Source organism: Pseudomonas corrugata (assembly GCF_001269905.1).
GTDB classification, from domain to species: domain Bacteria; phylum Pseudomonadota; class Gammaproteobacteria; order Pseudomonadales; family Pseudomonadaceae; genus Aquipseudomonas; species Aquipseudomonas corrugata.
Genome location: NZ_LHVK01000012.1, coordinates 1 through 22,859, shown reverse-complemented (window position 1 = coordinate 22,859; position 22,859 = coordinate 1). Strand labels below are relative to the sequence as shown.

Sequence of the window (22,859 nt, the reverse complement as noted above, 5' to 3'; positions counted from 1 at the left end):
GGCGTAGCGAAGGGGATTTTTCTGCATATGAAAGAACCCCCGGCAGGGCCGGGGGTTCTGAAGGTCACTCGTCGAGGAAGGAGCGCAGATGCTCGCTTCGTGTCGGGTGGCGCAGTTTGCGTAACGCCTTGGCTTCGATCTGACGAATCCGCTCGCGCGTCACGTCAAACTGCTTACCGACCTCCTCGAGGGTATGGTCGGTATTCATATCGATGCCGAAACGCATGCGCAGTACCTTGGCTTCACGGGCTGTGAGGCCGGAGAGTACTTCGCGAGTCGCTTCCTTGAGACTCTCGACAGTGGCGACATCGATCGGCGACTGCATGGTGGAGTCTTCGATGAAGTCACCCAGATGGGAATCTTCATCATCACCGATAGGTGTTTCCATGGAAATCGGCTCTTTGGCGATCTTCAATACCTTGCGGATCTTGTCCTCAGGCATTTCCATGCGTTCGCCCAGCTCTTCCGGAGTCGGTTCGCGACCCATTTCCTGCAGCATCTGCCGGGAAATACGGTTGAGCTTGTTGATGGTCTCGATCATGTGCACCGGAATACGGATGGTGCGGGCCTGGTCGGCGATCGAACGGGTGATCGCCTGGCGGATCCACCAGGTAGCATAGGTCGAGAACTTGTAGCCGCGACGGTATTCGAACTTGTCCACCGCTTTCATCAGGCCGATGTTGCCTTCCTGGATCAGATCGAGGAACTGCAGGCCGCGGTTGGTGTACTTCTTGGCAATGGAGATCACCAGACGCAAGTTCGCTTCGACCATCTCTTTCTTCGCGCGGCGGGCCTTGGCCTCACCGATCGACATGCGACGGTTGATGTCCTTGATCTCGGCGATGCTCAGGCCGGTTTCGGTCTCCAGCGCGCTCAGCTTCTGCTGGCAACGAACGATATCCGGTTGCAGGCGGGCGATGGCCTCCGCGTATTTGGACTTGCCTTTGGCCAGTGCATCGGTCCAGCTTTCGTCGACTTCGTTACCAGGGAACTGACGCAGGAAGTCGGCACGTGGCATGCGGGCATCACGAACGCACAGTTGCATGATCGCGCGCTCTTGCTGACGCAGACGATCCAGGGCGCTGCGAACACGCTCGACCAGGCCTTCGAACTGCTTGGGCACCAGCTTGATCGGCATGAACAGTTCGGCCAGGGCCAACAGCTCGGCGATGGCTTGCTTGTTGTCGCGACCGTGCTTTTTCAGCGCCTTGCGGGTGATTTCCATCTGCTCGGCCACGGCGCCGAAACGCTGTGCGGCGACGACCGGATCAGGACCGCTTTCGGCTTCTTCTTCGTCATCGCTGGCTTCGGCGTCGTCGTCATCGCTGTCGTCATCGGCTTTCTCGGCCTTGGCGTCGATCGGTGGCGGGACTTCGGCGGCAGGCGGCGTGGTGCCGTCATCCGGGTCGATGTAGCCACTCAGGACGTCGGACAGGCGGCCACCTTCGGTGGTGACGCGAGTGTATTCGGAGAGAATATGGTCGACCGTGCCAGGGAAGTGCGCGATTGCGCCCATCACTTCACGGATGCCTTCTTCAATACGCTTGGCGATTTCGATTTCGCCTTCACGCGTGAGGAGCTCTACCGTACCCATTTCACGCATATACATGCGCACAGGGTCGGTGGTGCGACCAATGTCGGTCTCGACAGCCGCCAGCGCTGCGGCCGCTTCTTCAGCGGCCGCCTCGTCGGTATCGGCGTCGGCCAGCATAAGGGCATCCTTATCTGGCGCAACCTCGAATACGTTGATCCCCATGTCGTTGATCATGCGGATGATGTCTTCCACCTGTTCCGGATCTGAAATATCCTCCGGCAGGTGGTCGTTGACCTCCGCGTAAGTCAGGTAGCCCTGCTCACGACCCAATAGGATCAACTCTTTGATACGAGACTGCTGTTGCGCTTTTCCGGACATAACACCCTATCCACTGAAGGTCTTGGCGGGCAAAAAACAAGCCGAGGATTATACCTGAGCTGTGACCTCACGCGCCAGTTGAGGTCGGGTTTGATGTGGAGACATTGCGTTTTAATAGTTCACGCATTTCATTCGCTATCTGGCTGGCGTCCTCCGCGGTCAGCCCAGGCTGTCTTGCTTTCCTGATGAGGTCTTCCAGGTTCTGTGCGTGTTGACCCGCGGATAACCTAGTAATGGTGTCTAAAAACTGTTGTTCAAGATTGTCGTTTGCAATCAACCACTCTTTTTCTGCTAACGCCTTAAGCAGGCGCCCCTGATCGGTTCCGTGCCAGCGAGCCATGAGCTGAATGGAGCTTAGCTTAGGATTTTTCTGCACGGCCTCGACCAGTGCCACCAGTAGCTGGGCATAGGTATTGCTCTCATTTGCGAAATGATCAGCAGTTTCGACCTTGCTAGCCATCTGCGGGTGATGAATGAGCGTGCGAAGAGCAATCAGAGTTGGTGCTTCGACGCCTACCGGCACGCGTGGGGCACGTGGTTGGTCGCGATCGCCGCGCTTGCCGTTCTTGTCCCAGGGTTTCTTGTCCCATTTCTTGCCGCCGCCACCGGTTTTTTTCGGTGTCCACTCTTGCTGCGGCGCATAGTCCTGCTGAGGGTGATGATAGTCCGCGAAATCCGGCATTGCGTCGTAGTCGATGCCCGGGTCGTACGCCGGCGGCGCCTCCGCTGGAGCGCTATGAGCCAGCTGGTTGACCGCTTCGCTGTTGAGGCCGGTGATTTCGGTCAGGCGCTGGCGCATCAGTGCGCGCAGGTTGGCGCCGGGTACCTTGTCGATCAGCGGTGCCGCGAGGGTGACCATGTGGGCCTTGCCTTCGAGCGAGCGTGGATCGGCCTCTTCGGTCAACTGCTGGAAAAAATAATCGGCCAATGGTTGTGCATGTTGATTGATCCGCGCGCGGAACGCGTCGGTGCCTTCGGAGCGCACCAGGGTATCGGGGTCCTCACCTTCCGGCAGGAACAGAAAGCGCGCCCGTCGGCCATCCTGCAGGCAGGGCAGCGTGGCTTCCAGCGCACGCCAGGCGGCATTGCGGCCGGCCTGGTCGCCGTCGAAGCAGAACAGTACGCTGGGCACGACACGGAAAAGTCGCTTCATGTGCTCTTCGCTGGTGGCGGTGCCCAGCGTCGCAACGGCATTGCGCAGGCCTTGCTGGGCGAGGGCAATGACGTCCATGTAACCTTCGACGACGATGATCTCGTCGAGGTTGCGGTTGTTCTTGCGGGCCTCATACAAGCCGTACAGCTCTTGGCCCTTATGGAACACCGGTGTTTCCGGCGAGTTCAGGTACTTGGGCTTGTCGTCGCCCAATACGCGGCCACCGAAGGCAATGATACGCCCGCGGGTGTCGCGGATCGGGAACATTACCCGGTCGCGGAAGCGATCGTAACGCTTGCCGGTTTCGGCATTTTCGATCAGTAAGCCGGCATCGATCATGGCGCGCTGCTGCAGCGTGTCGCTGCTCAAGTGCTTGTACAGATTGTCCCAGCCGGGCGGGGCAAAGCCGAGGCCGAAGTCCCGGGCAATTTCGCCGGTCAGGCCGCGACCCTTGAGATAATCCACCGCGGCCTTGCGGGCCGGATGGCTTTTGAGAGCCTGGCGATAGAAATCAGCCGCCGCGGTCAGCAGCGGATAGAGCGGCGAGTCGGTGGGTTGGCGCGGCTTGTGTGCCCGACCGCTTTCCTCACGAGGAATTTCCATGCCGGCGGCTTTGGCCAGTTCTTCGACAGCCTGGGGGAAATCCAGGTTGTCGTGGTCCATGATGAAGCCGAGGGCATTGCCGCCAGCGCCACAGCCAAAGCAGTAATAGAACTGCTTGTCGGGGCTGACGCTGAAGGATGGCGTTTTTTCCTTGTGGAATGGGCAGCAGGCCGTGTAGTTCTTGCCGGCCTTTTTCATTTGCAGGCGAGAGCTGACCACATCGACGATGTCGGTGCGGTTCAGGAGGTCGTCAATAAAGCTCTGGGGAATTAGCCCGGCCATGGCGTTCTCATCATCACTGCGCGAAATAGGGGCCCGGAATCAGCAGGCGTAACCGGGTCCTGGTCATGAGACACTGTAAGCGGTGGCTCGACCGGGGTTGTCTGCATCATTGCTGTCGGGAAGTGTATCTGCCGATAATCCACTGACGTTAATTACCATCAGTATTCGACTGTTTGAATATGTTGCGCTGAATCCGGTCACGGCCGGTCAGGCCTCGGATAGCTCATCGAGCGGGCACGCAAGCAGGTGCCATGGGCTGATCGTCGTTAGAGGAATCAGGGTGTGCTCGTCAGTAGCCTTGGAAGGCTCGTCAGAAGAGACGTGCACCGCTGGCAGAAGAGCCAGGTCTGACGTGGTAAAGCAGTTGTCTCAGTCGCATCTGCGGCTTTGACTGTGAAGCATCAAGCGTTATTCCGCAAATGCCATAAGCCCGGCTTGAAGGCCGGGCTTGGCAGAAGCTTGCTACGAACGTCTGTGTATTAGTACAGACGTACGGCGCGGCGCTGTTCGCGCTGAACTTTCTTGGCGTGACGCTTAACAGCGGCTGCTGCTTTGCGCTTACGCTCGGAAGTCGGCTTCTCGTAGAATTCGCGGCTACGAACTTCAGCCAGAACACCGGCTTTTTCGCAGGAGCGCTTGAAACGACGCAGAGCTACGTCGAAGGGTTCGTTCTCTTTTACTTTGACGGCTGGCATCCAGAGCTACCTTCATTCATTACCGGGGTCAACATCCTCGCGGCAAAAGAGCACTTGAAGACGTCGGTTTTTAAGGGTTGCGGATGTTAACCCCTCAACGCCAGGAATGCAAAGCCTCTGATCGAAAACCGCTGGTCGGGGCACAACGTGGCGACTATCATGCGCGCCTTCGAATTCAGCCTCCACAAGGCGCAAACCCATGCTAGTACTGGGATTAGAAACTTCCTGCGACGAAACCGGCGTCGCGCTCTACGACAGTGAACGCGGCCTGCTGGCCGATGCGCTGTTCAGTCAGATCGACCTGCACCGCGCCTACGGCGGCGTGGTGCCCGAGCTTGCGTCCCGCGATCACGTCAAGCGCATGCTGCCCCTGATCCGCCAGGTTCTGGCCGAAGCCGGCTGTGTGCCGACTGAAATCGATGCCGTCGCCTATACCGCCGGACCGGGCCTGGTGGGCGCGTTGCTGGTCGGGGCTTCTTGTGCCCAGGCGCTGGCCTTTGCCTGGGGCATACCGGCCCTGGGTGTGCATCACATGGAAGGCCACCTGCTGGCGCCCATGCTGGAGCCGCAGCCACCGGAGTTTCCGTTCGTCGCCTTGTTGGTTTCAGGAGGCCATACACAACTGGTCCGGGTCGACGGCATCGGTCAATACGAGTTGATGGGTGAAAGCCTGGACGATGCGGCTGGTGAAGCTTTCGACAAAACCGCAAAGATGATGGGCCTCAATTATCCGGGTGGACCGGAAATCGCACGGCTAGCGACCCAAGGGGTCGAAGGACGTTTCGTATTTCCTCGGCCGATGTGTGACCGGCCGGGACTGGATTTCAGTTTCAGTGGCTTGAAGACCTTCGCCCTGAACACCTGGCAGCAGTGCGTCAGCGCCGGGGGCGACCATGAGCAAGCCCGTTGCGACATCTCGCTGGCGTTCCAGCAGGCCGTGGTGGAGACTTTGACCATCAAATGCAAGCGCGCTCTGAAACAGGCCGGGCTCAAGCGGCTGGTCATCGCCGGCGGAGTGAGTGCAAACAAGGCCCTGCGGGTGTCGCTGGAAAAAATGCTTGGCGACATGAAAGGCGACGTTTACTACGCCCGGCCGCAATTCTGCACCGATAACGGCGCGATGATCGCTTTTGCCGGCTGTCAGCGGCTGCAGGCCGGCCAGCGCGAAAGCCTGTCGATCAGTGTGCAGGCGCGCTGGCCCATGGAGCAGCTGTCGCCGTTGTGAAGTATTTAAAAATGCCGTTCGCGCCCGGCGAACAGGTCGCGTAGATTGCCCCGGTGACGCCAGACGATCAGCGCGACCAGGGCGGTCATCGGCAGCAGGGCCTCGGGTTCCTGCCAGGCCAGCAGCGGCAGGGTCAGCGGGGTGGCGATCAGTGCGGCCAATGAGCTGGTGCGGGTCAGGTAGAACATCAGCAGCCAGGCCGAGACGGCCAGCAGTGCCGCGGGCGGATACAGACCCAGCAGCATTCCGGCGGCGGTGGCGACACCTTTTCCGCCCCGAAAGCGGAAGTACAGCGGGAAAAGATGACCAATGACCGCACAGACGCCGATCCAGGCCTGTTGCTGCAAGGAAAGCCCCGCGAGGCTGGCGATCAGTACCGGCACAAGACCTTTGCAAAGGTCGCCGAGCAGGGTCAGGACGGCGAGTTTGCGTCCGGCCAGGCGCAACATGTTGGTGGCACCGGCATTGCCTGAGCCGCTCATGCGCGGATCGGGGTGACCCGTCAGACGGCTGAGCACGATGGCAAAGGACAGCGAGCCGAGCAGGTAGGCGAGGATCGCCAGTAACCAAAACATGCTAACTATTCCGGGCGAGGATGCCCTGATTCTAACGGCGCATTGCGCCCTTGTCGTGCTGCGGAGAAGAGTGCTTGGACAGAGTGTTTATCGAGGGCCTGGAAGTCGACACGGTAATCGGTGCCTACGACTGGGAGCGAGACATCCGACAGTGTCTGCGGCTTGATCTGAGTTTCGCTTGGGATAACCGCCCGGCCGCCGCGGGCGATGACCTGAATCTGGCGCTCGATTATGCCAGTGTCTCATCGCGCATCCAGGCGTTCGCCGATCAGGCCCGGTTCCAGTTGGTCGAGACTTTCGCCGAGCGACTGGCTCAAGAGTTGATGGACGAGTTCAAGATTACCTGGCTGCGTCTGAAAGTGACCAAGCCTGGCGCGGTTCCGGCGGCCAGCGGAGTGGGTGTGGAGATCGAGCGCGGATGTCGCTGACACAGGTTTTTCTCGGGCTCGGCAGCAATATCGAGCGCGAAACCCACTTGCGCGCGGGGCTTGAAGCCCTTGCGGGCTTTCTGGTGGACATACGCTGCTCGGCGGTATTCGAGAGCCAGCCGGTGGGCATCAAAAGCGGGCCTTTCTTCAATTTCGTCGTGTCGGCCTTCACAGACCTGCCGTTGATGGAGCTGGACCGCCGTCTCAAGTGCATCGAGGCGGACAATGGTCGTTATGCGCCGGATCGCAAGGGGCTGCCGCTGGACATCGACGTGTTGTTGTACGGCGAGCAGGTCGGCAATTTCGAAGGCTTGGTTCTGCCGCGGGCGGAAATCCTGAAAAATGCCTTTGTCTTGTGGCCATTGTCGTTGATTGCACCGGATCGCGTTCACCCAGGCGTAGGCAAAAGTTTTGCCACGTTGTGGGACGAATCGCAGATTGATCAGGTCCTGGCGCCGGTGGCTTTTGAATGGCGGGGCGAGCAGCTGACGTCTTCGGACCTGTTGCGAATTTCCTGACGCCATCGCGAGCAGGCTCGCTCCCACAGGTATAGGTATCCGGCACGGACACTAGTGTGGGAGCGAGCCTGCTCGCGATGGCGGTCCCCCGTCCGGTGAAAGTGCAAGCGGACACGCAACCCCTGTCAGTTCGCCCCCTCCTTGTAAGTTTTCAGGGCCCTGAGTCGTTCGCGTTTAATCGCCTCTCCCAGTTCAGGCCCCTTAAAGCCTTTCTCCAGCAATGGTTGCACTGCCACCCCCCGCGCCGCCGCTGCCGCGCCGCGCAGATAGTCCGCCTGTGGATAACTTCGATTTTCCAAGCCCTTGCGGCCTCGGGCATCCATTTCGCAGGCCGCGATAAACTCTTCGAAGCGATGGGGGCGGCGGTACACATCAAAGCTCTGTAGTAATTCGAGCAAGGTGGACGCTTTCAATTCAAGCGCACGATGGCCATGGGTGTGATATTGGCCAACCAATAGCGCCAATTCCTGGCAGTCGCGTGGCACTTTGAAGCGCTCGCTGACTGCCCTGATCGGTTTTAATCCTTTGTGCTCATGGGCGATGTGTCGCGGCCATTCATGTTCGGGTGTCAGGGCCTTGCCCAGATCATGTAGCAGGCAGGCCCAGCGGACCGTTAGCGGTTGTTGGTGCAGGGCGGCTTGTTCCAGCACGCTCAGGGTATGTGCGCCGGTATCGATTTCCGGATGATGGGCTTCGGGCTGTGGTACGCCGAATAGTGCATCGACCTCGGGCATGAGGGCTTTGAGGGCATCACAGTCGCGCAAGACCTGGATAAACACCTGTGGCTGGTTTTCCATGAGGGCGCGGGAAATTTCCTTCCAACTGCGCTCGGCGGTCAAGGCTTCCAGTTCGCCAGAATCGCTGAGTTGGCGCATCAGCTCAAGGGTCTCGTCCGCCACCTTGAAACCCAGTGAGGCATAGCGCGCGGCAAAGCGGGCAACCCGCAGGACCCGGAGCGGATCTTCGGCAAACGCCGGAGAAACATGGCGGAGTACGCGAGCTTCGAGGTCACGCTGGCCGTGGTAGGGATCGGTGAGGTTGCCCTGATCGTCCTCCGCCATGGCGTTGATCGTCAGGTCCCTGCGAACCAAGTCTTCCTCGAGAGTCACTTCAGGGCTGGCATGAAACACGAAGCCGCCGTAGCCCCGGCCGCTTTTGCGTTCCGTGCGGGCGAGGGCGTACTCCTCGCCCGTGTCAGGGGCGAGAAACACCGGAAAATCGGCTCCCACGGGGCGAAACCCCTTGGCGATCATTTCCTCGGCCGTGGCGCCGACCACGACCCGGTCGACGTCGACGACGGGAATGCCCAGCAGGCGATCGCGCACGGCACCGCCGACTTTATAGATCTGCATAAAAAACCTCCGTTGATCCGACAGGATAACCTTTGCGTCGGGTCAACGGAGGCGAAAACGGGATCAAAGATGGATGACGGCCAGGTCCAGACGGCCGTAATCGCCTTCGGTTTGTTCGTTTCTGGGGGGGACATGGTGGGTTTTCATGACTTGGTCACCCTGCAGGGTTTCCAGATGAATATCGAAGCCCCACAGTCGATGCAGATGTTTGAGCACTTCATCCGTAGAGTCGCCCAGCGGTTTGCGGTCATGCGCCTGATGACGCAAGGTCAGCGAACGATCTCCCCGGCGGTCGATGCTGTAGATCTGTACGTTAGGCTCGCGATTGCCCAGGTTGTACTGCGCTGCCAGGGTTTCGCGGATGATGCGGTAACCGCTTTCATCGTGGATGGCGGGCACCAGCAGGTCGTCCTTCTGATCGTCATCGAGAATGCTGAACAGTTTCAGGTCACGGATCACTTTGGGTGAGAGGTACTGCAGGATGAAACTCTCATCCTTGAAGCTGCTCATGGCGAATTTGATCGTGGATAACCAATCCGAGCCGGCAATTTCCGGAAACCAGCGACGGTCTTCTTCGGTAGGGTTTTCGCACATGCGTCGTATGTCGCGGTACATGGCGAAACCCAGTGCATAAGGGTTGATGCCGCTGTAATAGGGACTGTCGAATCCGGGTTGGAACACCACGCTCGTGTGGGATGTCAGGAACTCCATCATGAAGCCGTCAGTGACCAGGCCTTCGTCATACAGGTCGTTCATCAAGGTGTAATGCCAGAATGTGGCCCACCCCTCGTTCATGACCTGGGTCTGGCGTTGTGGATAGAAATACTGGGCAATCTTGCGCACGATGCGCACAATTTCCCGCTGCCATGGCTCCAGCAACGGGGCGTGCTTTTCGATGAAATAGAGAATGTTTTCCTGGGGTTCGGCGGGGAACCGCGCGTTATCTTTCTCGCTGTACTTGTCGGCGCCTTTTGGAATGGTGCGCCACAAATCATTGATCTGCTTTTGCAGGTGTTCTTCACGGTCCTTCTGGCGCCGGCGTTCTTCTTCGGCGGAAATCGGATACGGCCTTTTGTAGCGGTCCACTCCATAGTTCATCAGGGCATGGCAGGAGTCCAGAAGGTCCTCCACGGCATCAATGCCGTGGCGCTCCTCACATTGCATGATGTACTGCTTGGCGAACACCAGGTAATCGATGATCGAACTGGCATCGGTCCAGGTGCGGAACAGGTAATTGCCCTTGAAGAAACTGTTGTGGCCATAGCACGCATGCGCTACCACCAGTGCCTGCATGCAAATGGTGTTTTCTTCCATCAGATAGGCGATGCAGGGGTCGGAGTTGATCACGATCTCATACGCCAGCCCCATCTGGCCGCGGGTATAGGATTTTTCGGTGCTGAGGAAGTGCTTGCCATAGGACCAGTGGTGATAACCCAGCGGCATGCCGACCGACGCGTAGGCATCCATCATCTGCTCTGCAGTGATCACCTCGATCTGGTTGGGGTAGGTATCGAGGGCATAACGGTCCGCGATGCGGCTGATCTCGCGGTCGTAGGCCTGGATCAGCTCGAACGTCCACTCGGAGCCGGTGGAGATAGGTTGGCGCTTCTGCTCTTTTTTGGCGGTCATGTCACTAACCTGCGCTGGAAGAGTTCACGGAAGACCGGGTAGATATCCCCGGCCGAGACCAGTTGCTGTTGCGCAAACGTGTCGGAAAAAGCTTCGGCGATGCGTTCATATTCATACCAAAGGGCTTGGTGTTCCCGGGGCGTGATCTCTACATAGGTGTAGTACTGCACGAACGGCATGATTTGATTGATGAGGATGTCACGGCAGATCGGTGAGTCGTCGTTCCAGTTGTCTCCGTCGGAAGCCTGGGCTGCGTAGATATTCCACTCGTTGGCCGGATAACGTTCGGCCATGATTTCCTGCATCAGTTTCAGGGCGCTGGAGACGATGGTGCCGCCGGTTTCCCTGGAGTAGAAGAACTCCTCTTCATCCACTTCCCTGGCACTGGTGTGGTGGCGGATGAACACCACGTCGATCTTGTCGTAATTCCGCTTGAGGAACAGATACAGCAGGATGAAGAATCGCTTGGCGATATCCTTGGTGGCCTGGGTCATGGAGCCTGACACGTCCATCAGGCAGAACATCACTGCCTTGGAGCTGGGGTTTGGCTGTTTGACCAACAGGTTGTATTTAAGATCGAAGGTATCGAGGAACGGCACCCGGTGGATCCGGGCGCTGAGTTTCTCTATTTCCGCTTCCAGGTCTTGAATGTCTCCGAAGTTGTCGGGTTCTTCGCATTTCAGGCGGGTCAGCTCTTCCTTGGCTTCGCGCAGTTTCGCCCGACTGCTGCCCGACAGGGCGATGCGCCGGGCATGTGCCGAGCGAAGCGTGCGGATGATGTTGATGCGGGACGGGTTGCCTTCATTGCTGATGCCGGCGCGCACGGTCTTGAAGGTGTCGGTGCCGGTCAGGTTGCGTTTGACCAGGTTTGGCAGTTCCAGGTCCTCGAACATGAACTCCAGGAATTCCTCCTGGGTGATCTGGAACACGAACTCGTCCATGCCTTCGCCGGAGTTGCCGGCTTTGCCGGGCCCTCTCCCGCCGCCGCCACCCGGCGGTCGGGGGATGTGCTCGCCGCTGGTGAATTCCTTGTTGCCGGGGTGCACGACGGTCTGTTTGCCACCGCGACCATGGTGAAGCACCGGTTCGTCGATGTCGCGGCCGGGAATACTGATCTGTTCGCCATGTTCCATGTCGGTGATGGAACGGCGGCTGACCGCTTCTTCCACGGCCTTCTTTATGTGGTCACGATAACGCCGCAGGAATCGCTGACGGTTCACCGTGCTCTTGTTCTTGCCATTGAGGCGTCGGTCGATCACATAGCTCATAGGGCCCTCCGGGCAGCTTCAAGTGATGAGCCACAAGCTTCAAGTAGAAGCAGTTACCCGGTTGCCAGGGCTAACGCGCTTGTTCCTTGCAGCTTGCAGCTTGAAGCTGTTTTATTGCGATTTCCGGACCCGCAGATACCACTCGGAAAGCAGTCGTACCTGTTTGTCGGTGTAGCCACGTTCGACCATGCGTGTAACGAAGTCGTTGTGTTTTTGCTGGTCCTCCTTGCTGGCCTTGGCATTGAAGCTGATGACCGGCAACAGGTCTTCGGTGTTGGAGAACATTTTCTTCTCGATGACCACCCGCAGCTTTTCGTAGCTGAGCCAAGTGGGGTTCTTGCCATTATTGTTGGCCCGCGCCCGCAACACGAAGTTGACGATTTCGTTGCGGAAATCCTTCGGATTGCTGATGCCTGCGGGTTTTTCGATTTTTTCCAGCTCCTCGTTGAGCGCTACGCGGTTGAGAATTTCCCCGGTTTCCGGATCACGGTATTCCTGATCCTGAATCCAGAAATCCGCATACAGCACGTAGCGGTCGAAGATGTTCTGGCCATATTCGCTGTAGGACTCCAGATACGCAGTCTGGATCTCCTTGCCAATGAACTCGATATAGCGCGGGGCCAGGTATTCCTTGAGGAAGCGCAGGTACCGCTCGCGGGTTTCCGCCTGGAACTGTTCCTGCTCGATCTGCTGTTCCAGCACGTACAGCAGGTGAACGGGGTTGGCGGCGATTTCGTGGGGGTCGAAGTTGAAGACCTTGGACAGGATCTTGAACGCGAAACGTGTGGACAGGCCGTTCATGCCCTCATCGACCCCCGCGTTGTCGCGGTATTCCTGGATCGACTTGGCCTTCGGATCGGTGTCCTTGAGGTTTTCACCGTCGTACACCCGCATCTTCGAATAGATGTTGGAGTTCTCCGGCTCCTTGAGGCGCGACAGCACGGTGAACTGTGCCAGCATCTTCAGGGTGTCGGGGGCGCAATGAGCCTTGGCCAGTGAGCTATTGAACAGCAGCTTGTCGTAGATTTTCACCTCATCGGTGACTCGCAGGCAGTAAGGCACCTTGACGATGTAGATCCGGTCGATGAACGCTTCGTTGTTCTTGTTGTTGCGGAAGGTGTGCCATTCCGACTCGTTGGAGTGAGCCAGCAGGATGCCGTTGAACGGAATCGCCCCCAGGCCCTCGGTGCTGTTGTAGTTACCTTCCTGGGTAGCGGTCAGCAAGGGGTGCAACACTTTGATGGGCGCCTTGAACATCTCGACGAATTCCATCAGGCCCTGGTTGGCCCTGCACAGTGCGCCGGAGTAGCTGTAGGCATCGGCATCGTTCTGTGGGAATTCTTCCAGCTTGCGGATATCGACCTTGCCCACCAGGGCCGAAATGTCCTGGTTGTTCTCGTCACCGGGTTCGGTCTTGGCCACCCCGATCTGATTCAGGATCGAAGGGTAGAGCTTGACCACCTTGAACTGGCTGATGTCGCCGCCGAACTCGGCCAGGCGCTTGGTGGCCCATGGCGACATGATGGTATTGAGGTAGCGGCGTGGAATGCCGAAGTCTTCCTCGAGGATCGCGCCATCCTCGGTGGCGTTGAACAGCCCCAGGGGCGATTCGAACACCGGCGAGCCCTTGATCGCGTAGAAGGGCACCTTCTCGATCAACTGCTTGAGTTTTTCGGCCAGGGACGATTTACCGCCACCCACCGGGCCAAGCAGATAAAGGATTTGCTTTTTCTCTTCCAGGCCTTGGGCTGCGTGACGGAAATAGGACACGATCTGGTCGATGCATTCTTCCATTCCGTGGAAGTCTTCAAAAGCCGGATAGCGGCGAATCACCTTGTTGGAAAAAATCCGCGAAAGCCTCGAGTTGGTCGAGGTATCCAGCAGTTCGGGTTCTCCGATTGCCAGCAACAGGCGTTCTGCAGCCGATGCGTAGGCACTACGGTCCTGCTTGCAGAGTTCGAGGTATTCCTGCAGCGAGTATTCCTCCTGCCGCGTGGACTCGAAACGTTGCTGGAAGTGGCTAAAAATGCTCATGACGTCACCTCGCTCGATACGTGGAGCCGGTGTCGGATCAATCAGTCGTTGCTGGTCAGCCGCTGGGAATCCAGCTGCCGTTTATCCCCCCAGAATGCTTCCAGGATGAAGGTCCCTGGAAAGCTGACTCCCGATGATCCGCGCGCCGGTGTACCGGCTCTCCCCTGTTTTGGATGGCCTGAGGCTAAGAATAGTTCGGAATCGGAGAGGCACAGGTGGAATGCGTAATAAGTTATGGCAGACCGTTCGTCTGCTATAGCTCAAGCCCGCGGTTCACGCGGGTTTGGGGCGGGATAAAAAATTATTCGTGAGAGCCTTGCGCCGTTTCTGACGGATAAGTCGTGCGCCAGAGCTCAAACCCGCCATCCAGGCTATAGACGTCGGTGAAGCCTTGGCCGACCAGATAGGCGGCTGCGCTCTGACTGGAATTACCGTGGTAGCAAACGACCACGACCGGGGCGTCAAGATCGGCCTTGGTAATGAAATCATGCAGGGAGTGGTTATCCAGGTGCTTGGAGCCACTGATATGAAGGGCGGAAAAAGTGGCGGGATCGCGGATGTCGACGACGACCGCGCCCTGCTCCCGCAGGGCCTGGGCTTGGGCCGGGGGAATACGTTTGAATTCAGTCATGGGAGGGCTCCTGTAGCAGGCCAGGCGCCGATCAGACGGCGGTGCCGGTCGGCGATGACGCAATGGTCGGGTGTTGATGGGGATTGACGTGACCTTGTTCGTCGCAGTCGCAACGCAGTCGTTCGCCGGTATCAATGTTCATCAGTGTCAGTGCTTCGCCCCACACGCAACCGGTATCGAGGGCAAAGAGTCCTGGCTCGTCGCATTGGCCCAGCAGGGCTGCCCAGTGACCGAAAATGATCTTCAGGTTACGGGTCTTGCGCTCCTTGTGCTTGAACCAGGGCGCATAGCCGGGCGGTGCGGTCTCGATGCCTTCCTTGCCCTTGAGGTCTAGTTTGCCGTCGCGGGTACAGAAGCGCATGCGGGTGAAATAATTGGTAATGACCCGAAGGCGGGTCACACCGGTGAGGTCGTTGTCCCATTTGACCGGGTCGTTGCCATACATGCCGTCCAGGTAAGGGCTGAGCAAATTGTCGTCGCGTAGCGCCTGCTCGACTTCGCCGGCGCACTTGAGTGCCCTGCGCAGGGACCATTGAGGTGGAATGCCGGCATGTACCAGCGCCAGGTTGCGCTGCTCGTCGTAGTGCATGAGCTTTTGCTGGCGCAGCCATTCCATCAATTCGATGCAGTCGGGGGCGTCGAGTATTTCCTTCAAGGTATCGGATTTCTTCAGGCGCTCGATGTTCTGCCAGACGGCCAGCAGGTGCAGGTCATGATTGCCGAGCACGCATACCAGCGACTGGCGGATGCTGAAGAGAAAACGCAACGTCTCAAGTGATTGCGGGCCTCGGTTGACCAGGTCACCCACTAGCCACAGCGTGTCTTTCTGCGGGTCGAAGGCGACTCGCTCCAACAGGCACTTGAGTGGGCTGAGGCAACCTTGCAGATCGCCGACCGCGTAAGTGGCCATCAGTGCAAGGCTCCGGGAACCGCCAGGCGAAAGGGGCTGATGACGGCATCGAAGCGTTTGCCGTCCCCGGCCAGCATCTGATAGGTGCCTTGCATGGTGCCGACCCGGGTCGTCATCACGGTGCCGCTGCTGTAGCTGTGACTGTTGCCGGCGTCGATCAGCGGTTGCTGACCGACAACGCCCTCGCCACGCACCTCTTCGACATGACCATCGCCATCGGTGATGATCCAGTGCCGCGACAGCAGCCGGGCGGGTAGCGAACCGTTGTTGCGCACGGTAATGGTATAGGCGAAGGCGAAACGGTTATGTTCGGGCTGCGACTGTTCTGCCAGGAAGCGGGTGGTGACGCTGACGTCGACCTGATAACGAGGATCGGACATGCAAAAGGGCCTTAGAAGCGGGACGCGGGCGTGGCTGAAGGGGTCAGTCTAGGCCAAGTGTCGGGTAGTAAACCAGTGGGCGTCCCACCCGAGACGGCCATCGTCCGTCAGATGGCCTCGGTTTTCGGTGCGGCCTGTTCGCTGAGCTTGTCGGCCAGGCGCACGAAGGCCGCCAGATCCAACTGCTCGGGGCGCAGGCTGCCATCGACGCCCGCGGCCTCGATTTCGGCACTGCTGAGCAGCAACTTCAGCGTATTGCGCAGGGTTTTACGACGTTGGTTGAAGGCTTCGCGTACCACACGTTCCAGCAGGCGATGGTCCTTGGCCGGGTGCGGTAGCACCGCATGGGGGACGAGGCGGACGATGGCCGAGTCGACTTTGGGTGGAGGGTTGAAGGCCCCCGGGCCCACATTGAACAGGTGTTCGACCCGGCAGTGGTACTGGACCATGATCGAGAGGCGACCCCAATCACCGCCGCCAGGACCTGCGGCGAGACGTTCGACCACTTCTTTTTGCAGCATGAAGTGCATGTCGCGGATCAGGCCGGCGTTACTCAGCAGGTGGAAGATCAGTGGCGTGGAGATGTTGTACGGCAGGTTACCCACGACCCGCAGGCTGTTCGGCGCGGCGTTCAGGCTGTTGAAGTCGAACTTCAGAGCGTCGCCCTGGTGCAGGTTGAAGTTGCTCTTGCCGGCGAATTGCTGATTGAGGATCGGAACCAGGTCCTTGTCCAGTTCCACCACGTCCAGTTGTGCACCGCTGCCGAGCAGACCTTCGGTCAGGGCGCCCTGGCCTGGGCCGATTTCCAGCATGCGGTCGTCGGGCTTGGCGTTGATGGAGCGCAGGATGCGGTCGATCACTCCGGCGTCATGCAAGAAGTTCTGGCCGAAACGCTTGCGCGCGCGGTGTTGGTATTGCTCGGTCATAAATGGGTCTCGGCCATCTGGTAGGCGGTTTCCAGTGCGACCTGCAGGCTACCGGTATCGATCTTGCCACTGCCGGCCAGGTCCAGGGCGGTGCCATGGTCCACCGAAGTGCGGATGATCGGCAGGCCCAGAGTCACATTGACCGCCGCGCCGAAGCCTTTGTACTTCAGCACGGGCAGGCCCTGGTCGTGGTACATCGCCAGCACCGCGTCGCAGTGCTCCAGATATTTGGGGGTAAACAGAGTGTCGGCAGGCAGCGGGCCATGCAGGTTCATGCCTTCGCTGCGCAAGCGCTCCAATGTAGGTTCAATGATGTCTATTTCTTCGCGACCCAGGTGTCCGCCTTCACCGGCGTGGGGGTTGAGCCCGCAGACCAGGATGCGAGGGTCGGCAATGCCGAACTTTCCCTGCAGATCGGCGTGCAGTATCCGCGTGACACGCTCCAGGCGTTCCGGGGTGATGGCGTCGGCAATCTCCCGCAAGGGCAGGTGAGTGGTCACCAGGGCCACGCGCAGGCCACGGGTAGCGAGCATCATCACGACCTGTGCGGTATGGGTCAGGTCCGCGAGGAATTCGGTGTGCCCCGAAAAGGCGATGCCGGACTCGTTGATCACGCCCTTGTGTACCGGTGCGGTGATCATGCCGGCGAAAGCGCCATCCAGGCAGCCCTGGCAAGCACGGGTCAGGGTTTCCAGGACGAAGCCGGCATTGGCCTTGTCCAACTGCCCGGTGACGACCGGGGTGCCCAAGGGGGTATCCCAGACATACAGGCTGTCGGCCGGCGCTGGGATATCCGGCCAGGCGCCCGGTGTCACTGCAAGCAGATTGACGGCCACTCCGAGTTGCGCAGCCCGCTCAAGGAGCAGGGTGCGGCTGGTGATGGCAATCAGAGGGTATGGCTGGGGCTGCGCGGCGAGCAGCAGGCACAGGTCGGGACCAATGCCGGCAGGCTCGCCGGGCGTCAGCGCGAAACGCTTGGGTTTCACTGCGCTGCCTGGTCTGCACCAGGGAGCTTGATTTCAACGTAGGCTTCGTCGCGGATCTGGCGCAGCCAGGTTTGCAGCTCTTCGTCGTACTTGCGATTACGCAGTACCGTCATTGCCTGTTGTTCGCGGGCCTGAGTGGTGCTGTCGGTGGCGCGACGACCAAGGACTTCCAGGACATGCCAGCCATAAGGACTCTTGAACGGCTTGGACAGTTGGCCTTGTGGTGTTTCGGCCATGACCTTGCGGAACTCGGGGACCAGCGCGTTTGGATCAACCCAGTTCAGATCGCCACCGTTGAGGGCCGATCCCGGGTCTTCCGAGAAACTCTTCGCCAGTTCGCCGAAGTCCTCGCCTGCTTCGATGCGGTCGTAGAGCTTCTCCGCCAGGCGCTTGGTTTCGGCTTCGCTGCGAATTTCGCTGGGTTTGATCAGGATGTGGCGAACATGTACTTCGTCACGCACCTGCGCGCCGCCACCCCGTTTCTCCAGCACTTTCAGGATAATGAAGCCGCCGGGAGTACGGGCAGGCTGAGTAATGTCACCCACCGCCATGGCACTCAGCTCGCGGTCGAACGGAGGCGGCAGTTGAGCAGGTTTGCGCCAGCCCATATCGCCACCTTCCAGAGCGTTTTCGCTGCCGGAGCGGGCGACGGCCATCTGACCGAAGTCGGCACCTTGCTTGAGCTGCTGGTAGACATCCATTGCCTGGCGATAAGCGCTCTGAATCGCTTCGGAGTTGGCGCTTTCCGGGGTAGGAATCAGGATGTTTGCCAGGTGCAGCTCTTCGGAAAGCTGCATTTTGCCCAAGTCGGATGCGAGGAAGTTCTTCACTTCCTGTTCGGAAACCTGGATGCGTTCAGCCACCCGACGCTGGCGTACGCGACTGATGATCATCTCGCGGCGGATCTGGTCACGGGCGTCATCATAGGACAGGCCGTCGTGAGCCAGTGCAGCGCGGAACTGGTCGATGGTCATGTTGTTGCGCTGGGCAATGGTTCCGACGGCCTGGTTCAGCTCTTCGTCGGTAATGCGGATGCCGGAACGTTCGCCGATCTGCAATTGCAGGTTTTCGACGATCAGGCGTTCGAGTACTTGTTGATCCAGCACACCCGGCGGTGGCAGGCCGCCGCCGCGCTTGGCGATGGTTTGCTGCACTTCATGGACGCGTTGGTCCAGCTGGCTCTGCATGACCACGTCGTTATCGACAATGGCCACCACTTTATCGATGGGCTGTACCGCGGCGTTGGCCGCGGTACCCAGGAACAGCGCGCCCAGCATCAGCGGGCGCAGACAATCAGAAAGCTTGGTCTTCACGTTCACGATAACCTTGGATGCCTTTGTCGAGGAAGCTCTCTACCTTGGTGCCAGTGAGGCCGCCGAGTCCCTTCAGGACAATTTGGAGGAAGATGCCGTGGTCGCCTTTTTCGTTTTCCGGGGCGGCTTGACTGAACTCTTCGTAGTCGACCCAGTAACGGTTGATCAGGCGCAGTTTCCAGCAGCAGTTGTCGTATTCGAAACCGCCGAAGGCTTCCAGGGTACGGTTGCGGTTGTAGTCATACTGCCAGCGGCTGATAGCGTTCCACTGCGGAACGATCGGCCAGATGACCGAGAAATCGTGCTGCTTGATCTTGTAGTAGTCCTTCACGTAGCCAGGCGTGCCCGGTGTGCCATAGTCGCCACCACCCACTTGCCATTGACCGGTTGCCTCGTCGTAACGGACCTGGTCGTTACGATAGCGATAACCGGCATTGATGACCTTGTTCGGATTGTCTTCCGGCTGGTAGTGGAACATCGCACTGCCCGAACGCGGGCTGTGGGTATCCGGGTCCCAGTTGTAGGTGGCAGTGGTACGCCAGTCGCGATTCCAGCGGAATTCGTATTCCAGCGCGTATGGAGACACGTTCGACTTGGCGTCTTCGCGGGTCTTGAAATCGATGCCCGGCAGTTGTACTTCGCGATCCTTGAAGTACAGGGCCTGGCCGACGCTGATGCGCTGACGTTCAAAACCGTTTTCTTCGATCCAGCGGCTGGTCACGCCCAGGGACAGCTTGTTCTCGTCGCCGACGCGGTCGGAACCGGTGAAGCGGTTATCCCGGAACAGCGAGGAGTAACTGAAGGTCGATTCGCTGGTATCGAACACGGGAATGTCGCTCTGGTCCTTCTCGGGTACGTAGAGATAGAACAGGCGAGGCTCCAATGTCTGGCGGTAGTTGGTGCCGAACCATTGAGTGTCGCGGTCGAAATACAGCCCACTGTCGATGCTGGCGATTGGCACGCCACGGCTCTGGCTGCTGCTGTAGGTGCCTCGCAGCCGATCAGCCTCCGCGTTCTGCGCGGCGACCTGCGCTTTGCCGATACCGTCCAGATCCAGATCGTACTGAGTGTACTGATACTTGAGCGACGGTTTGATGTAGCCGTAGCTCGCATTCATCGGCAGGCTGATGACCGGAGCCAGGTTCAGGCGATTGCCATTAGCCCGTGCGAGGCCGCGAATGTTGTTGTCCAGAAATGGTGAAGTGTCCCCATTTTCATCGCTATAGTCGCCGGTTCTCAAATCACGATCAAACCGCACCAGCTCCGTCTTATACGCGAAATCCAGACCATACGGATGGTCAGGCAATGATCCATTGAAGGTGATCTGCGGCAGGCGGTTATACGGCGTGATCTTTGAGATCGTCGCCATTTGATACGCCTGGGCATTGACCCGTGCAACGTAGTTGTCGCCCCTATAGCTGACCGCACCCTGCTGATTCACGTAATCCTTGGACTCGACACCGATCTGGTCGGTCTGCAAATCCTGGAAGTAATAAGGGTCGCTGATCTTGGTGTAGTCGACTTCCGTCAGCACACGTGAGTCCAGCCCGCCCTTGTGCTGCCAGTTGTACATGTAGCGGGTCTTGCTGTAGTCGGACTGTTTGGCGCGCTCGTTTTCTTCGTCGTTGAGGTACGCAGCGCCGAACTGACCTTCGCTGGATTTGGTCAGGTAGCGGAATTCGCCTTCCATCAACAGGCCGCGCTTGCTCATGTAGCGCGGGTACAGCGTGGCGTCGTAGTTCGGCGCCAGGTTGAAGTAGTACGGGGTGACCAACAGGAAACCGGTGTCGCTGCCGCTGCCAATGGTCGGCGGCAGGAAACCGGACTGGCGACGGTCATCGATCGGGAAGTAGATATAAGGCGTGTAGAGGATCGGGATGTCCTTGACCCGCAGCGTCACGTTGGTCGCGGTACCGAAGCCGGTGGCCGGGTTCAGGGTGATGTTGTTGCCCTTGAGCGTCCAGGCGTTGCTGTTCGGTTCGCACGTGGTGTACGTGCCGTCCTTGAGGCGGATGATCGCGTTCTCGGCACGCTTGGCATACAGGGCGTTACCGCGGATACGCGACTTGTGCATCACGTATTCGGCGTTGTCGACCTTGGCTTCGCCGGTGTCCAGCTGGACATCGGCATGGTCGCCGACGATCAGCGCGCCGTTGTCGCGAACCCGCACATTGCCGTTCAGCTCGCCGCGGTTCTCGGCCTGGTAAAGGCTGGCTTCGTCCGCCTCGACCTGCATGCTGCCCTGGCGCATGACCACGTCACCGGCCAGGGTCGCCACCTGTTGTTCCTGCTCGTAGCGTGAAGCCTTGGCGCCGAGGAAGGTCGGGGCGTCGCTCTTGGCCGTCTTGTCATTCATGCCTGGACGGGTCGGCTCGATATAGGCACCGGAGCAATAAGGACCGGTTTCGGCCAATTGCGCAGGCGTGAGGTTCTCCCGCGGAACCCAATCCAGGTGGCTGTAGTCTGCACTGCGCGACTTCAGGCCGCGGCCCTTGGCTTCGGTAACCAGCACTGGCTTGTCGCCGCCTGCTTCAACCGAGCTGCTGCCGGCCGGAGCGTCGCCGCTGTCGGCGACGGCACTGCCTTCATGCACCGGACGTGGCGGCAATGCGGCGGCCGGGGTCTTGGGGGAACAGTCCCAGGCACCCGAGGCGGAGACGGAGCAGTCATACTGCTGCGCCGCGACAACGAATGAAGAGGCCAGGGGTTGCAGGGCCAGCAGACTGCCGGTGACCAGCAACGGAAATTTTTTACGAAACGCGGGGGATTTCAATGCCATCTTATTAGTCCGGGCTTCCTGCGTGCCATCTGCCCGCGGTGTGGGCCGCACGCCTCTCGATGGTCTGAAAGTTGGGTAGGAACAAACCATTTCTGGTCTGTCCCCCCCTAAAAACCGTACGTGCGCCTTTCAGCGCATACGGCTCAAGTCTTTACTAAACCCCCGAAAACGGGAGTCGGTTTGTTCACTGTCAAACCACGAGCGTGAAGCTGCTGGTGGCAAATGGGATGCAATAGTACCCGGTTGTTTAGCGAGTCACCACCGCCTTGTGAGCGATAGATAATGTGGTGGTCGTGCCACCCCGTCTCTCTAGTTATGGGGTTTTCGCATAGTAAACACAGCCCTTTTTGCGATTGGAACAATTTTGAGATCTGTGCACGATATTTCAGTTTTCCAAGCATCCGAGACATCCGCAGTTTCTCGCCATATTCCTCCATCGCAGGGTCGAACGGGTTGTATTCCCCGCTGATTTTCCTGTGCCTCTCGATCGGCGTAGCCTCAAGGGTGTATAGCCTGATCTCCTCTTTGCTCCCTTTCTCAGTCCCGATCGTGGTGCGGAACACCCAGTTTCGATCATCGGCTGCTTGGAAGTACTTCTCCTTGATCCAGTCGAGTCCTTTGTTGGAGTGTCGCCGCTTTGCCCAACGCCAAAGAGCATGGAAAATCTGGTAATCCATCCGGCTGTACGCTTTCTTGGCAACCACTGGCTGGTGATACAGCGCCCAGCCACGCAGCATCGGGTTCAGTAGTCGGATCAAATCCTCCTGCTTCACCGCTTTGTTGGTACTGATGACTTCCTTGACCTTGCTATAGAACGCTTTCACGTTTTTCTTGCTCGGCTTGATCAGGAGCTTCCCATCGTACTTGCGGAAATTCCATCCAAGAAAGTCAAAGCCTTGATCAATGTGGACGACATGGGTTTTCTCAGGCGACAGCTGCAGCCCTCTTACAGCGAGGAACTGTTCAACCCAAGGTTTAATCTCATTTTCCAGCACCTCTTTCGAGCTCCCGGTGATCACAAAATCGTCCGCATAACGCACCACGTTGATCTTCAGCTTTTTGGCCTTCGTCACGCCCAGATGTTGCTTGAGCTGTACTTCCAGTCCATCCAGCACCATGTTTGCCAAGGTGGGCGAGATGATTCCGCCCTGTGGCGTACCGGCGTCCGTTGCCTGTAGCTGGCCTTTATGAATCACACCAGCTTTCAACCATTTCTGAAGCACCGCCTTGTCCATTGGGACGTTGGCAATGAGCCAGTCG

Annotated in this window: 19 protein-coding genes; 3 read left to right on the top strand and 16 right to left on the bottom strand. The window is 58.9% G+C overall.

What is annotated here, in order from left to right:
• Nucleotides 1-64: 64 nt before the first annotated feature.
• From rpoD to rpsU, 3 genes are all read right to left on the bottom strand, one after another.
• Complete coding sequence (rpoD, locus tag AD665_RS18085) at nucleotides 65-1,912, bottom strand: RNA polymerase sigma factor RpoD (RefSeq protein WP_024777399.1); 1,848 nt, start codon at nucleotides 1,910-1,912, stop codon at nucleotides 65-67.
• 67 nt (nucleotides 1,913-1,979) lie between these two features.
• Nucleotides 1,980-3,950: a DNA primase gene (gene dnaG / locus AD665_RS18080; RefSeq protein WP_053193045.1), complete on the bottom strand. Its 1,971-nt coding sequence runs from the start codon at nucleotides 3,948-3,950 to the stop codon at nucleotides 1,980-1,982.
• A gap of 479 nt (nucleotides 3,951-4,429) precedes the next feature.
• Nucleotides 4,430-4,645: a 30S ribosomal protein S21 gene (rpsU, locus tag AD665_RS18075; RefSeq protein WP_002551877.1), complete on the bottom strand. Its 216-nt coding sequence runs from the start codon at nucleotides 4,643-4,645 to the stop codon at nucleotides 4,430-4,432.
• Between the two features lie 199 nt (nucleotides 4,646-4,844).
• Between rpsU and tsaD the strand changes: the two genes are divergently transcribed.
• Nucleotides 4,845-5,870 carry a tRNA (adenosine(37)-N6)-threonylcarbamoyltransferase complex transferase subunit TsaD gene (gene tsaD, locus AD665_RS18070; protein ID WP_024777401.1) on the top strand — a complete coding sequence of 342 codons (1,026 nt, stop codon included), beginning with the start codon at nucleotides 4,845-4,847 and terminating at the stop codon, nucleotides 5,868-5,870.
• Nucleotides 5,871-5,875: 5 nt separating this feature from the next.
• On the opposite strand, the gene plsY is transcribed toward tsaD, so the two are convergent.
• A complete protein-coding gene (gene plsY, locus AD665_RS18065; protein WP_024777402.1) occupies nucleotides 5,876-6,445 on the bottom strand; it encodes a glycerol-3-phosphate 1-O-acyltransferase PlsY in 570 nt (189 codons plus the stop codon).
• Nucleotides 6,446-6,519: 74 nt separating this feature from the next.
• Here plsY and folB point away from each other — a divergent pair, with 74 nt between their 5' ends.
• Both folB and folK read left to right on the top strand, forming a co-directional pair.
• On the top strand, nucleotides 6,520-6,873 hold the full coding sequence (gene folB, locus AD665_RS18060) for a dihydroneopterin aldolase (protein WP_024777403.1): 354 nt from the start codon (nucleotides 6,520-6,522) through the stop codon (nucleotides 6,871-6,873).
• The gene (gene folK / locus AD665_RS18055; protein WP_053193043.1) at nucleotides 6,864-7,391 is read left to right on the top strand and encodes a 2-amino-4-hydroxy-6-hydroxymethyldihydropteridine diphosphokinase; all 528 of its coding nucleotides are present in this window, start codon (nucleotides 6,864-6,866) and stop codon (nucleotides 7,389-7,391) included. The genes folB and folK overlap by 10 nt, the downstream gene beginning before the upstream one ends.
• A 125-nt stretch (nucleotides 7,392-7,516) precedes the next feature.
• On the opposite strand, the gene AD665_RS18050 is transcribed toward folK, so the two are convergent.
• The 12 genes from AD665_RS18050 to AD665_RS17995 form a co-directional block, all read right to left on the bottom strand.
• On the bottom strand, nucleotides 7,517-8,743 hold the full coding sequence (locus tag AD665_RS18050; RefSeq protein ID WP_053193041.1) for a multifunctional CCA addition/repair protein: 1,227 nt from the start codon (nucleotides 8,741-8,743) through the stop codon (nucleotides 7,517-7,519).
• 63 nt (nucleotides 8,744-8,806) lie between these two features.
• The gene (locus AD665_RS18045) at nucleotides 8,807-10,372 is read right to left on the bottom strand and encodes a SpoVR family protein (protein WP_024777406.1); all 1,566 of its coding nucleotides are present in this window, start codon (nucleotides 10,370-10,372) and stop codon (nucleotides 8,807-8,809) included.
• Entirely contained in the window at nucleotides 10,369-11,640 is a 1,272-nt protein-coding gene (locus AD665_RS18040) for a YeaH/YhbH family protein (protein ID WP_024777407.1), read from the bottom strand. Before AD665_RS18040 ends, AD665_RS18045 begins: the two co-directional genes overlap by 4 nt.
• Before the next feature lie 111 nt (nucleotides 11,641-11,751).
• On the bottom strand, nucleotides 11,752-13,674 hold the full coding sequence (locus tag AD665_RS18035) for a PrkA family serine protein kinase (RefSeq protein WP_024777408.1): 1,923 nt from the start codon (nucleotides 13,672-13,674) through the stop codon (nucleotides 11,752-11,754).
• A gap of 301 nt (nucleotides 13,675-13,975) precedes the next feature.
• A complete protein-coding gene (gene glpE / locus AD665_RS18030) occupies nucleotides 13,976-14,305 on the bottom strand; it encodes a thiosulfate sulfurtransferase GlpE (protein ID WP_024777409.1) in 330 nt (109 codons plus the stop codon).
• A gap of 31 nt (nucleotides 14,306-14,336) precedes the next feature.
• Complete coding sequence (locus tag AD665_RS18025) at nucleotides 14,337-15,215, bottom strand: symmetrical bis(5'-nucleosyl)-tetraphosphatase (RefSeq protein ID WP_024777410.1); 879 nt, start codon at nucleotides 15,213-15,215, stop codon at nucleotides 14,337-14,339.
• Nucleotides 15,215-15,595, bottom strand: coding sequence for a Co2+/Mg2+ efflux protein ApaG (gene apaG / locus AD665_RS18020; protein WP_024777411.1), 381 nt, complete (start codon nucleotides 15,593-15,595; stop codon nucleotides 15,215-15,217). Before apaG ends, AD665_RS18025 begins: the two co-directional genes overlap by 1 nt.
• A gap of 107 nt (nucleotides 15,596-15,702) precedes the next feature.
• Nucleotides 15,703-16,521, bottom strand: a complete 819-nt coding sequence (rsmA, locus tag AD665_RS18015) for a 16S rRNA (adenine(1518)-N(6)/adenine(1519)-N(6))-dimethyltransferase RsmA (protein WP_024777412.1) — start codon at nucleotides 16,519-16,521, stop codon at nucleotides 15,703-15,705.
• On the bottom strand, nucleotides 16,518-17,507 hold the full coding sequence (pdxA, locus tag AD665_RS18010) for a 4-hydroxythreonine-4-phosphate dehydrogenase PdxA (protein ID WP_024777413.1): 990 nt from the start codon (nucleotides 17,505-17,507) through the stop codon (nucleotides 16,518-16,520). The genes rsmA and pdxA overlap by 4 nt, the downstream gene beginning before the upstream one ends.
• Nucleotides 17,504-18,820 (bottom strand): peptidylprolyl isomerase SurA, encoded by a 1,317-nt coding sequence (gene surA, locus AD665_RS18005; protein WP_147460425.1) that lies wholly within the window; start codon nucleotides 18,818-18,820, stop codon nucleotides 17,504-17,506. Before surA ends, pdxA begins: the two co-directional genes overlap by 4 nt.
• Nucleotides 18,801-21,599 carry an LPS-assembly protein LptD gene (locus AD665_RS18000; RefSeq protein WP_024777415.1) on the bottom strand — a complete coding sequence of 933 codons (2,799 nt, stop codon included), beginning with the start codon at nucleotides 21,597-21,599 and terminating at the stop codon, nucleotides 18,801-18,803. The genes surA and AD665_RS18000 overlap by 20 nt, the downstream gene beginning before the upstream one ends.
• Before the next feature lie 143 nt (nucleotides 21,600-21,742).
• Nucleotides 21,743-22,859: group II intron maturase-specific domain-containing protein (locus AD665_RS17995; RefSeq protein ID WP_211267727.1), on the bottom strand; the 1,117-nt coding region annotated here is incomplete at its 5' end.